Here is a 13,026-nt window from a genome sequence, read left to right as displayed (position 1 = left end):
AAGGCTGATGCACGGTGTGATCGGGTACTGGCTCGCGAAGCTGAACATCTCAACAATGCAGGTAAGGGAATATGTAGGTCGACGTGGATTTGAACTGGTAGTACCACTTTATTCGTGTAAATGGTGTCCGTAGTAGGTGCGCTACGGGCTATCACGGTAGAATCAGGTAAGGGCCTTATGGTGGTTTTCATCTGGTAGTACCAGTTGTGGAGTGCGTTTTGATGTCTGATTCCAGCTCAAGCAAGCAGAGCAAGCCACAGGTTGCGGATCATGTAGCGGAGAGGATCGAACGGCTCATCGTTGACGGGATTCTGAAAGTGGGCCAGGCGCTCCCATCGGAAAGGCGTTTGGTTGAGAAGTTGAATTGCTCTCGTACGGCCCTTCGGGAAGGATTAAGGATTCTGCGCGGGAAAGGGATCATTGAAACTGAGCATGGTCGAGGTTCGTATGTCGCGAAATTAAGTAGTTCCGACAATACCTCCCCCCTGATGCACCTCTTCAGTTCGCAACCGCGAACGCTGTTTGATTTACTGGAGGTTCGCGCGTTGCTGGAGGGCGAATCGGCACGATTGGCCGCATTGCGTGCAACTGATGTAGATCGGATGATCATTAAGCGCCGATTCGACGAGATGGTCGGATCCCAAGAAGACTCAACTCGTCATGATCCTCGTATGCAGGCTCAACTGGATCACGCGTTTCATCGCGCGATTAGTGAGGCATCCCACAATCCTGTATTGGTGCATACCCTGCAAACCCTCAGCGAGCTTACGCTGAGCACTGTTTTTGCCTCGGTCAACAACCTCTATTGCCGCCCACCTCAGAAGCGCCAGATTGACCGTCAGCATTCAAAGCTTTATCACGCCGTAATGGAGCAGTTACCGGAGCAGGCTCAACGAGCCGCGCGAGAACACATCCACAGCATCAGGGATAACCTCAGGGAGATTGAGCAAGAGGAGCAGCGACTGGTGCGAGCCACGATGCGTATGGAGGGGTGGAGTTAGGGGTAGGGTGGAGAGTCAAAAAGCCCAAGCACTCGGCCCAGGCTTTTTGTCATCGAGGCGTTGGATTCACCGGACGATATTACGCAGCTTACCAACCTCACTAATTTCAATTTCAACCACGTCGCCGGGTTTCAACCAGAATGGAGGGGTGCGTTTGCTACCGATACCTTCGGGAGTTCCAGTTGCGATAATGTCACCCGGAGAAAGCTCCAGGAAACTGGAGATGAATGACACTACGTCAGCGAGCTGGAAAATCTGGTAACTGGTGTTGGAGGACTGCATTACGTTGCCGTTCACCCGGGTCTGAATGTCGAGAGCTTGTGGATTGCTGATCTCGTTCAGGGTTACCAATGCTGGCCCACATGGAGTGGAGCCATCAATAGCTTTGCCTGGTGTCCACTGTGTTCCTCGAAGCTGAAGGTCACGGGCGGAGGTATCGTTGAAAACGGTCAGTCCGGCTACATACTCCAGAGCATTTTCCGACGAGACATTGCGGCAGGCTTTACCAATGACGATTGCCAGCTCACCTTCGAAGTCAAGATTGGGTGTGAGTTTGGAGCACGCGATATCGTCCGTGTGACCGATGAGGGAGGTGTTGAACTTGCAGAAAATGTCGGGAGCAGTTGGCAGCTTACGACCTGTCTCTGCTACGTGATCGCGATAGTTCAAACCAACACAGAGAACCTTCGCGGAATCATGAACAGGAGGGCCAAGTCGAAGTTTGTTCACGTTACCTGCCAGCGCGTCAGGAGTGCTCTTTGCAGCGCTTACCAACTTATCTTCCAGCGCCGCCAGATTGCCCTGCCAAATTGCGAGCAGTGTCCGATTAGTAAGGTCGGCGGTGCTTTTTTCGCCCGCGGCCTCCAGCAGTTTACGCGTATCAAAAACCAGGTCATTGATTAGAACGCCTGGCTGCAGTTTGCCTTGAGTTTCGTAGCTAACGAGTTTCATTGTTCCGCCTTAAAAAATGAGTTTGCAACTGTGTGCCTAGGGCAGGCCCCATGCACGTGATCGCATATCGGCGCTGTCGCCCGTCGGGAAGGCCAACTCGCGATTTGCTGGCCGAATAGGGACAGATACGTATTGAGCTGCATCGACCGGGCGGTGCCGTCCGGTCGATAGGTGCTCATTAGTCCTTGATGCCATCAGGACGCTTGAGCTGTGCCAGCGTTTCAGTCTTGTGCTTGAGGTTCTTGATGCGAGGCAGTACTTCAGTGCCCAGCAGTTCGAAGTGACGACGGTATTTTTCAGCCTGATCCAGATAGTCGAATGAGAAGTGGATAAGGGTGCCGAAGCCGCCCGAAGCATCCAGGTCACGCTGAAGCTTCTTGATGATGGTGTCAGGGGAGCCTACAAGCCATTTCTCGCGAGCGAGGTATTCGATATCGATGTCGGCCGCGGTCACCTTGCCCAGTTCAGGCACCATGACAGGCAGGAAGCCGCCGCGCTCATAGCCTGGCAGCAGCCATTCACGGTAGGCCTGGCCCATGGCGCCATTTACCGCCATGTCGATTGCTTCTTCATCGGTGTCAGCAACCAGGATGTTGTGGGCTACGCGCCATTGGTTACGGTCTGCGGCATGACCGGCTGCTTCCGCGCCTTGCATGTAGCGGTACCAATGACCAGCAAGGTATTCGCGACCAACGTTGAAGCTCATCGGCAGGTAGCCATTGCGACCGGCTTCGGTGAGGGTTTTGGAGTTTGGACTAAGGCCTGCCATTGCCAGCGGTGGGTGTGGCTTCTGGAACGACTCGAAGAATGGGCCCTGCTGAATTGCATCATATTCAGGGATTTCAAACTGCCAGTATTTGCCTTCGTATTTGAAAGCGCCTTTGGTTTCCCAGACCTTGCGCATGATATCGACGGCCTCAGCCATCTTCTCAGGCGGGTTGTCGTTGCCGTGAATTTTGTGGTCGGACGGGTACGCGCCAGCACCCAGGCCCACGATCAGCCGGCCCTGGGACATGTGGTCAAGTTGCATCAGGCGGTGAGCCAGTGCGACTGGGTTGTGGTGAGCGGGTACGTTGGCGCCGGTGCACAGTTTGATTTGCTTGGTTTGAGCCAGGGCTGCTGCCAGATACAGTTCTGGGCTACAAACGGGTTCCCAGCGCATAGTGCTGTGTTCGGCAACCCAAACTTCGGACAAGCCGTATTCATCCGCCCAGCGGATGACTTGCATATCCCAGTCGTAACCATCTTTCAAGCTGGTTTGTGGTGCGCGAAATGGCACGAGGAACAGACCGATATCCATGAAAACCTCCAACAGAGTTCATTTTTGTTTGTGATTGATTCATCGAGAGGGTGCTGGCAACGCTTGTTCAAACGTCGCGAACATCCCTCTCATCGCAGCCCAACTGAGTAGGCTGTGTTGCGGTAGAAATACTTAGGAAGAAGCCGACACAGAGAGAATTGCGTCGGTCAGGCGCTCAGCCATATCGCTCACGACTTCTTTTGTCATAGGCGATGAAAGTGCGACCAAGTTTGCCGGCGACAACAGCACCCCTCGGTCATACGCGGCCCACCAAAGCTTTTGTTGCACTTCGGTGGTGTAAGCACCTTCTGCTTTCGGGAATGGGCGCAGGAGGGAACCTTTCCCGCGAACTTCCCAGCCTGCTGCAGCAACCCGGGCGTCGATTGAGAGCCTTGCGGAGTTGCCTAAATTATTCATCGTGTCGATCACTGCGGGGGTCAGCAGTCGAAGCGATTCAGCGCCGGCAGCCATACTCACCGGGTTGCCAGAGAATGTTCCCGCCTGGGGCAGAGGATTAGGGCCGGTGGGGTCAAGATGGCGCATCAGCTCCTCTTTCCCCGCGAAAGCACCAATTGGGAAGCCGCCTCCAATTAGTTTCCCGGTTGTCAGGATGTCCGGAGTGATGCCGTATTCAGCGCAAGCCCCATTGAAGCCAAGACGCAAACTGATGACTTCATCAATGATGAGAACGATTCCGTAGCGGGTCGCCAATGCGCGTGCACCACGAATGAACTCTGGATCTGCTGGGATCAAGCCAGCACGGTTCGGGAGAACGTCGATGATGATCGCCGCAAAATAGCTAGGCTTGGCGGAAATGACTTCTTCCAGCGCGCTCAAGTCATTGAGCGAAATCAGCGTGACGTCCTTTGAGACGCCTTCCGGAATGCCACGACGATACTGAGGGCCACCGGTGCACAGTGCGAGATCGGACGATCCGTGATAGCCGTATTTCATCATGATTACGCCATCGCGACCCGTAGCGCCTCGGGCGACCCTTACCGCGGTCATCACAGCTTCGGTACCGGAGTTGGAGTAGCGAACTTGGTCAAGACCTGGGAGGCGGGCCAGCAGAAGTTCGGCATGATCCCACTCATGCGTGTTGGGGATGCCCCAGCAGCTACCATTCTTGATAACACGGGTGGCAGCCTCAACAAGCTGAGGATGGGCGTTGCCGTGGATCAAAGTGGTGAAGTTGTTGTTGGCATCAATCAGCTCACGCCCACGGTCATCCCAGACCTTATAACCTTCACCACGCACTGCGTAGGGCGTCGGTGCGCCGGTGTAATAGGTGGATCGGCCAAAGCCACCGGGCAGCAGGGGAAACCCCTTTGCGTTCCGAAGTACATTTGCGTCCTCAGTAGGGTTACGAGCTTGGTCGCCTTTGTTTTCGATAGCCATGATAGTGCGCCTGTCTCCTGGAAGAATGACCTGTGGGGTCGACATCGTGGTATTAGCCTATCGCCCAGGTTTGGCGGCGAACTGTGCCGAGTTGAGACAAGACCACGGTTTTATGTGTGGCTTGGAGCTATGGCGGGGGTAGTAGCAAACGCTACTAAGTAGGAGAGGGTGTTTGCAGGCGTGAAAACAGGCGCTATCAAAATGTGATGGAGGAGAGAGTCGAGTTCTACAGAGACGTTCTGAGTTACATGACTTCACTTCAGATAGGTGCTGAGAGTCGAGTTAAGGAGCGGGAGAAAGGCGTGTGTCAGGTTGGCACAGTCGCAAAAGGTGGACGAGGTTAGCCTAGTACCAAGCGTGCACTCGACCGAGTGTCAACCTGACTGGTACGAGGATAATAATGTCTACCGCCAACCATGAAGTATTTGCCCAAGCAGTATCGGCCCAGCGTAAGAGCAAGCCGGTGATTGTTCCCCATGTGATCGCGGGCAAAGAGTATTTTGATGGCCCGTTGTTGCAGCGCGAAGATCCAAGCTTCCCATCTGTCATCGTTTCGGGTTGTCACGATGCTCCGTCTGACCTGGTTCATCTCGCAGTGCAAAAGAGTCGCGAAGCGCAGCGTGAATGGGTAAAAGTCCCTTTAGACGAGCGCATTGCTCGTGTTGCCAAGGCATATGACTACGTCGCGAATAAAATCGATGACTGGACTGTGCGAGTCGCTGTAGAGATCGGTAAAACCCGTGCCGGTGCTCGTGCTGAAGCAACGGAAGTGCTGGAGCTGTTGAAGTACTACGTTGAGTACTCCAGTCGTCCAGGTGCTTTCGAGGACGAGCGTGAAGACGATCCATCGGGCTTGGTAAATGCCTCCGTGCTTCGTCCCTATGGCGTATTTGGTTTCATCACGCCTTTCAACTATCCGATTGTCCAAGCAGCAGGCCCAACGATCGCTGCGATTATTGCTGGCAACGGAATGGTGATCAAAACCACGCACCATGGCCCGTGGTCTTGCCACGCGGTATACGAAATGTGTGCGGCGATGGATCTGCCTGTTGGCTTGGTCAACATTATCCACGGGGCCGATGATCCAGGTCGCGCTCTGGTCGCCAGCGATGTCGACGGCATGTCCTTCACAGGTTCGGTGTCCGTTGGGCAGGAGATCATTCGTCAATTCAGTAATGGCGCGTACCCACGGCCAGTCATCGCGGAAATGGGCGGCAAAAACCCCGTCATTGTCACTGATACTGCTGACTTGGAAATGGCTGCGGATGGCATTGTATTTTCCGCATTTGATCTGGTCGGTCAGAAGTGCAGTGCACTGTCTCGCGTCATCGCCACGCCTAAAGCGTATGACCGTTTGATTGAGCTCGTTGCGGCGCGCCGCAACAAGTTAGTCATTGCTGAACCAACAGTCGAAAACAGTTTTGGTGGGCCTGTGGTCGAGAAGCGAGCAGTTGAACGCTTTAAGAAGGTTGTAGAGCAGGCCAAGGCCGGAGGCTTCCGCGTTGACGGCGGTGAAGTGCTGAATCAAGAAGGCTATTTCGTCGATGCTACCGTCATCTCGGGCATGCCTGCAGATCATGAGTTGGCTGTTACCGAATACTTCCTACCATTGGTGTCCATCAGTGTCGTGCCGGACTTTAAAGCGGCCATGCAGGCTGCCAATGGTACGTCGATGGGGCTGACTGCGGGCATCTACACAGGGGATGTTGAGGAAGCTCGAACTTTCTTGCGGGAAATCGAAGCCGGCTGCGTCAACGTTAACGTTCCTAGTCACGCGACCACCGGTTGGTGGCCAGGCCCTCAAGCATTCGGTGGTTGGAAGGCAAGTGGCTCGACAGGGAAGCAGGCGTTGGGCAAATGGTACGTGCAGCAGTTCGCGCGTCAGCAGAGTCGAAAGACTGTAGCTGGCCTGGAATCGCTGCTCTCGGAGTAAAAGGTGTGACAGTCTGGGTGGAAAGTGAGCTTCCACCCAGATTGAAGCTAGCGAACTCTCTCAAGAGGCACAGAGAGAGGTTGGGACTGGCGAGAGCATGCTCTGGTCGAGCCATCAGGATGATAATAATTTTGACAAGTCTGCGTGCGAGAAGGCGTCCCTAAAAATTTTTCTGCCATAACAAATAAATCTTCGGCGAAAGGCGAAGTGACTAAGATCTTCACAGGAAAATGAAAATGAGCTCAGTTTTAAACCAAACAAGACTAACAGGTGAGTTGTCTTCTGAGGTGATGGACGCGCCGAAAACTGATTTCAAGCTAAAAGGTAATATGGGGACTCTCGACCTTGTATTTACCGTGTTGGCCTTCACAGCTCCCCTAGGTGTTGTATTCGGCTTCCTCTCTTTCAACATTAGCTACGGAATTGGCGTGCCCATTGCTTTTTTGGGTGTCACCGTACTGATGATGATGTTCGCAGTAGGCTTCACCAATATGACTCGGCAGGTTCCGCGACCAGGTGCTTTTTATACCTATATCGCGGAGGGGCTTGGTCGGCCACTCGGTCTTGGAGGTTCATTCCTTGCTCTTGTTACCTATGGATTCAACATTGTTGCTGCCTTGGTTTTCGCAGGTGTTGCAGTTAATAACTTCATTGCCAGCTTTGCAGGGGAGAGCACTGTTGCTTGGTGGGTGTGGTCGCTGTTGATGCTGTCGGTTGTATGGGGAATGAGCTATTTCAATGTCGAGTTTTCGGCAAAGGTTCTGACGGTTCTGCTGTTTTTAGAAGTTGTCGCAATTATTATTTTTGACGTTGTGATGATTTTCAATGGCGGCCCCGAAGGTCAGTCCATTCAGCCCTGGAATCCTTTGAATCTGATGACTCCGACGCTGGGGCTGCTGCTCCTTTTTAGTGTTGGATTATTCAATGGATTCGAAGCGACGGCTATCTATCGAGACGAAGTGCGCGATCCGGTGAATACGATCCCACGTGCGACCTACCTTGCGATTATCTTTTTAGGTGTGTTTTACGCCATCTCTTCTTACGCACTAATTCTCTCTGCCGGTGTTTCAAACGCAGTCGCCAGTGCGCAGGCGAATCCGGCAGCGATGATGCCAGATGCTTTGCTTCGTTATTTTGGTGTGTTTGCTAACCAAGTCGTGGCCGCATTGTTGCTGACAAGTATGTTCGCATCTACATTGTCCTTGCAGAATATTCTGTCGCGTTATACGCACTCTCTTAGTGTTGATGGCATTCTTCCTCGGGCGTTAGCGGCAGTGCATCCCAAGCATGGTTCGCCATACTTGTCTGCGCTCGCCGTCGGTGGTGTGATTCTGTTATCGATTGTAGTTTTGATCTTCACTAATACTAAGGCGCTTGCACTTTACGGTGCAGCAGTGGGTATCGCATTTTACGGGATGCTATTGCTCCTCTTTATGACATCGGTGGCGGTATTGGCATTTTTCCATCGTAAAGGGCAGCGAAGTTCAGTATGGCAGACACTTGTGGCTCCCGTGATTGCAGCTATCGGGGTAGGCGCTGTGGTGGCGGTTGCAAGTACAAACATTGAGCTGCTTATTGATGCTCCCCGCGTGGTTATTTGGTCGCTTCTCTCCATTACCTATATTTCTGTTGGCTTAGGTGTTGTGGTTGCACTTGTGTTGAAGAAAAAAGGGTCTCCGAAATACGCAAGGATCGGACGAAAAGTTGATTGATTCCTGCTGACAGGCCACTTGGATTATCTAGTCCAGGTGGCGATGTATCGCTGCACGATTTCTCATTAATTTAGGTATTAGATATGTCGACTATTGCCGATCGTGGCACCCTTTTGGTTGCCCCTCATCAATTTCCGCATCTTGAGCGTGAACAGAAACTGGCTGACCAGTTTGGGCTCAAACTCGTAGCGGCTAAAGATCAGCAAGCCTTTACTGATGGAATGGCCGACGCTGAAGTTGTAATGGTCACCCCTTATGGAAAGGTCAATGAAGCCGAATTAGCACGCATGACACGCTGCAAAGCCGTTGTCCGCTATGGCATGGGCTACGACAACATCGATGTCATAGCTGCAACCAAAGTTGGGGTTCCTGTATCCATCGTTCCTGACGCGTCTTCTGAAGAAGTTGCAGCCCATGCCCTTGCTATGGGTATCGCCTTAGCTCGTCGACTGCCACAAGGCCAAGCATCCATTAAGAATAATGCGTGGGCGGGTACCATCGCTTATGACACCCCAAAACTCGCTAATCTTGAGGTGGGTATCGTAGGCATGGGGCGGATCGGGCGACTGACTGCAGGTTGGTGGGCTGCACTGGGTACCAAGGTGAAAGCCTATGACCCATTTGCGAAATTCACTGATGTCCCACAGGCGTCGCTTGAGGAAATCTTGGAGAAGTCCGATGTGGTTTCGCTGCACCTGCCGCTGAATGCTGATACCCAGGACATGATTTCCACTGAGGTGCTGAAGCGTATGCGTCCTGGGTCGGTAATCGTCAACGTTTCTCGCGGTGGTCTCATCGATGAGCCTGCCTTGGCTGATGCACTTCGCTCGGGCCAAATCGCCGGCGCAGCTTTGGACGTCTTTGCGAAAGAGCCACTCCCAACTGACAGTCCGCTTCGCAACGCTCCGAATCTGATCCTCACACCGCATATAGCATGGCGCTCCAACACTTCCCTTGGTGCGTTGCAAGACGGTGCGGTTGAGCGTGCACGCAAAGCGCTTGCAGGCGAGCAGTTGCCTGACCTAGTGAGCTAATCCACGCATGGTGCGTGCTAGAGTGGCTCTAGCACGCGTTGAAGATTTTCGTTCCAACTCTGATGTCGGAGTAAGTTATGTTAGAGGATAAAGTAGTCCTCATCACTGGTGCCGCAGAAGGTATGGGTGAGTTTCATGCGCGCGTCTGCGCAGGTTACGGCGCAATTGTTGTCTTGGCCGACCTGGACAGAAAGGTGAAGCCGTAGCGCAAAGCATCAGGGACGGAGGAGGGCAGGCAAGCTTCTACCAGCTGAATGTCACCAGCCCCGACAACTGGAAGAGCGTGATCGATTCCATATTGAAAGAGCATGGCCGCCTCGATGGGCTGGTCAACAATGCCGGTATCGTACTGTCTAAACCAGTGGAAGAAATTACGGAAGCAGAGCTCGATCTTTGCATTAACGTAAACTTCAAAGGCACCTTCTTTGGATGCCAGTTCGCACTCCCGGGCTTCAAGGCTGCTGGTGGCGGCGCGATCGTCAACATCTCGTCGACTTCGGGTATAGTAGCTAACTTGCCAGGTCTCAGTGCTTACTGCGCAACTAAAGGGGCGGTTCGGCTGTTCACTAAAGCTATTGCACTTGATTATGCCGGTTATGGTGTTCGGGCTAACTCGGTTCATCCGGGAGCTATCGAAACTCCTATGGTTGCCGAGTATTTGGCTGACAAAAGCACCGAAGAGCTTCTGGCCAATGCTGCAATCTTGAAAAGGGTTGGTAAGCCTTCCGAGGTATCTGAAACTGTTGCGTTCCTTCTTTCTGACCGGTCGTCTTATATGACGGGTAGTGAGCTGGTCGTTGATGGCGGTGTGACCGCACAGTAGTTTTTAAGTAAAGCGTTAGCGTCAGTTTTCGTTGTTTTAGTCACCCTCTTTGCATAGCAAAACCTCTGCTAATTGGTCAACAGAGGATTTTGCTATGCCTTTTTTCTGCGACTGCCCGATATAAGCGTCACTTTAATTTTTGGTGACGCCTGTTTTTGGAGTGTCTGTAACATATCTTGCTATGTAAAAGTTTGATTTTTACTTTCAGTAAATTTTTCTTATTTTTCTTGTGCTGAGTTATGGATTCTATTTGGGGGTTGGATCAAGTTGGCACAGTTCCTAGGTTAAGTCTTTGAGTATTCTTTGCTGGCCTTGTGCGCTGTCTCACAGGTTGTGAGCAGGCCATGCATAGGGCGGACACTGCGCTTTACTCACCTTTCACCAGGAGCCCGTTCATGCCGGCTCCTGGTGTTTTTATGCCTGCGCGATTGTCGACGTCGTATGGTGGGAGAAATTGTCTTCAGATCGGCGCTCACTCTGCCAATCGGGTCATCGGAAGTATTTTTTTTGCGCGCTTTTCAGCTTCATGCTGAGGATTTTATACGTGTTTTTAGAGTTAAAGCATTGATGTTTATAAGGTAATTTTTTCCGTAAGACGTGCCGGGTACCTGATTGCTACGTGACCTGCCTTTGCCATATACTGAACCCGAACGACTGTTCGTACGGTTGTCCGTTTTGGCATCAAAACGCTTTCTCGATGAGGCGATACGGGCTGCTAGGGAACCTCAGTTGTTTTGGTGATGCAGTGTGTTGAGAGCGCAATCGATACAAGATTGAGTGGCCGATGAGGCGGAGGAATTATGGAAAGCTCAAAGGAATTGCTTGCACGGTTGGAGAAGTATCTCGGTACCTTCGACTGGAATAGCCTGACTACCAGTAAGCAGGTAATTCTCGAAGGATTTCTAAGAGTTGCAACGCGTGATGGCATTGCAAGTGTATCAATGCGCACCCTTGCTGCGGCGGTGGGATTAAAGCCACCTACAATTTATTCTCATTTTCCAGGCGGCCGAGAAGAAGTTTTATCCAATGCTTTGCGCTGGCACTATAACCACTACGCACATGGGCTATTTGAAGATTTAAAAAATTTGCGAGCACCAGAGGAGAGTTGGCACGCATTAATAAATTTTCACATCCGTCAGCAATTGCAGCGACCAGAGAATGATATTTGGGACACGCTTATCGCTACCGATAGGATCGCTAAGTTACTTCCGGAAGGGTTGCGCGAAGAAATTGAAGATTGGGAAGGGTTTGTTGATTTTATGTATTTTTCCATTGCGGAGAACCTTGGCGCTAAACAGTGTTCTATTGAAGCACGAGCCTTGAGGAAACTATTTGACAGTATCGGGGCTTGGTGGAAGTGGGATGGAAGTGAAGCCAGCTTGGAAGCGGCGGTGGCCTATTGTGTAGATGTCTCTAAAAGAATATTGAAATTGTAATTTTTGTATTTATGGAATGAAAAAGGTGGGTGACGCAGTTTAGGTGCGAACTCGCTCTCGTGTACAGGGGTAGGTTTCAACTGGTTTCAGTTTCATGGCTGTTTTAAGTTTTAATTAACATTACCCTGTTCGCGGCTCGAATTTGCTGTGGAGAGGGATCTACCGCTTCTCGAGAGGAAGTTATCTGTGAATTGGATTAGGAATAAAAACTTTCTAGTTGAACTGGCTTTGATTGTCGGCGTGTTTTCCCTTTGCACCGGCGAATTTGCGATGATGGGGCTGATCTCAAACCTGTCTGAAGCCTTCTCCAAGCCTGAGACGAGCGTGGCTCACCTCATCAGTGCATATGCGCTTGGGGTTGTGATAGGTGCGCCCGTTATGGTTTTTGTAGGTGTTTATCTGAGCAAGAGAAAGCTCATTCTGTTTTTGTTGGGAATATACACTCTTGCAAATGCTGTGAGCTTAATGGCGCCAAACTATGAGACTTTGCTTTTTTCAAGGCTCGTGGCTGGGTTTCCTCACGCTGCATATTTCGGGGTCGCTGCAGTGCTCGCAGCCTCCATGGCGCCTTTTAATAAGCGAGGAAAAGCAGTCAGTAGGGTTCTTCTGGGTGTGACGGCAGCAATTCTGGTTGGTGCACCAGGTGCAACATATTTTGGTCAGATTTTTGGCTGGCGGTCAGTATTTGCAGCTATCACTGCACTGAGTTTAACAAGTCTCTTTTTGCTTTATCGCAACGCGCCTGAAGTTGAGGGTGAGCGACCACTCAATGTGAGAGAGGAGTTGGCTTCATTTGCCAATCCTCAGGTATGGCTTGCTTTGGCGATCGCTTCGATAGGTTTCTCTGGCATGTTTGGTGTGTACAGCTATCTCGCGCCGATGATTTTGAATGTCACAAAACTCGAGGTCGAGTGGATCGCGCCTATGCTCGTGATGTTTGGCCTGGGCACATTGATCGGGAATTACGCAGGAGGCGCTCTATACGATCGATTCAAGTTTTCTGCTGTGAAATACATCATGGTGTTCAGCTTTTTCGCGCTGTTTGCGTTCCCCGTACTGTCGCTGACATTGCCAGGTGTGGCCGTTGGCGCACTGATGCTTGGATGCATGGTCGCGCTTTGCCCAGCACTGCAAATGCGGCTCATGGACGTCAGTAAACATGGGCAATCACTTGTTGCCGCGTCCAACCATGCAGCTCTCAACCTTGGCAATGCTCTCGGCCCGTGGTTAGGTGGATTGGCGATTAATGCCGGCTGGGGTTGGACTTCAACGGGGTATGTGGGGGCTGCCATGGCATTCATTGGATGCCTGATTTACTTCTGGTCTTACGCTCTAGAGCGTAAATCACTTGTCAGTACTACGAGCACGGTGGAGGAGGGGCTTCAGCGATAAAGCCCCTCGAATGCGAATACACAAGCTTTCCGTATAACGAGGCCTT

The 13,026-nt window shown here is 51.8% G+C and carries 10 protein-coding genes; 7 read left to right on the top strand and 3 right to left on the bottom strand.

Annotated elements, in window-relative coordinates:
• Positions 1-221: 221 nt before the first annotated feature.
• Positions 222-1,001, top strand: a complete 780-nt coding sequence (glcC, locus tag KGA81_RS07500; RefSeq protein ID WP_223507643.1) for a transcriptional regulator GlcC — start codon at positions 222-224, stop codon at positions 999-1,001.
• A 66-nt stretch (positions 1,002-1,067) separates the two neighbouring features.
• On the opposite strand, the gene KGA81_RS07495 is transcribed toward glcC, so the two are convergent.
• The 3 genes from KGA81_RS07495 to KGA81_RS07485 all read right to left on the bottom strand — a co-directional run bounded on the left by KGA81_RS07495 (position 1,068) and on the right by KGA81_RS07485 (position 4,650).
• Entirely contained in the window at positions 1,068-1,952 is an 885-nt protein-coding gene (locus tag KGA81_RS07495; protein WP_223545235.1) for a fumarylacetoacetate hydrolase family protein, read from the bottom strand.
• Positions 1,953-2,130: 178 nt separating this feature from the next.
• Positions 2,131-3,252 carry an LLM class flavin-dependent oxidoreductase gene (locus KGA81_RS07490; protein WP_223507645.1) on the bottom strand — a complete coding sequence of 374 codons (1,122 nt, stop codon included), beginning with the start codon at positions 3,250-3,252 and terminating at the stop codon, positions 2,131-2,133.
• A gap of 132 nt (positions 3,253-3,384) precedes the next feature.
• A complete protein-coding gene (locus KGA81_RS07485; RefSeq protein WP_223545234.1) occupies positions 3,385-4,650 on the bottom strand; it encodes an aspartate aminotransferase family protein in 1,266 nt (421 codons plus the stop codon).
• Positions 4,651-5,050: 400 nt separating this feature from the next.
• Between KGA81_RS07485 and KGA81_RS07480 the strand changes: the two genes are divergently transcribed.
• The 6 genes from KGA81_RS07480 (at position 5,051) to KGA81_RS07455 (ending at position 12,980) form a co-directional block, all read left to right on the top strand.
• Complete coding sequence (locus tag KGA81_RS07480; RefSeq protein WP_223507647.1) at positions 5,051-6,583, top strand: aldehyde dehydrogenase family protein; 1,533 nt, start codon at positions 5,051-5,053, stop codon at positions 6,581-6,583.
• 236 nt (positions 6,584-6,819) lie between these two features.
• On the top strand, positions 6,820-8,295 hold the full coding sequence (locus tag KGA81_RS07475) for an APC family permease (RefSeq protein ID WP_223545233.1): 1,476 nt from the start codon (positions 6,820-6,822) through the stop codon (positions 8,293-8,295).
• A gap of 83 nt (positions 8,296-8,378) precedes the next feature.
• On the top strand, positions 8,379-9,329 hold the full coding sequence (locus tag KGA81_RS07470) for a C-terminal binding protein (RefSeq protein WP_223545232.1): 951 nt from the start codon (positions 8,379-8,381) through the stop codon (positions 9,327-9,329).
• Between the two features lie 145 nt (positions 9,330-9,474).
• The gene (locus tag KGA81_RS07465; RefSeq protein ID WP_223545430.1) at positions 9,475-10,152 is read left to right on the top strand and encodes an SDR family NAD(P)-dependent oxidoreductase; all 678 of its coding nucleotides are present in this window, start codon (positions 9,475-9,477) and stop codon (positions 10,150-10,152) included.
• Between the two features lie 800 nt (positions 10,153-10,952).
• A complete protein-coding gene (locus KGA81_RS07460; RefSeq protein WP_223545231.1) occupies positions 10,953-11,588 on the top strand; it encodes a TetR/AcrR family transcriptional regulator in 636 nt (211 codons plus the stop codon).
• 186 nt (positions 11,589-11,774) lie between these two features.
• Positions 11,775-12,980: an MFS transporter gene (locus KGA81_RS07455; protein WP_223545230.1), complete on the top strand. Its 1,206-nt coding sequence runs from the start codon at positions 11,775-11,777 to the stop codon at positions 12,978-12,980.
• Positions 12,981-13,026: the final 46 nt, after the last annotated feature.

It is taken from the genome of Pseudomonas sp. A-B-19, assembly GCF_019947515.1.
In the GTDB taxonomy this organism is placed as follows: domain Bacteria; phylum Pseudomonadota; class Gammaproteobacteria; order Pseudomonadales; family Pseudomonadaceae; genus Aquipseudomonas.
Note: the sequence above shows the minus strand (reverse complement) of the source record. Positions and strands in the feature narration are given on the sequence as shown.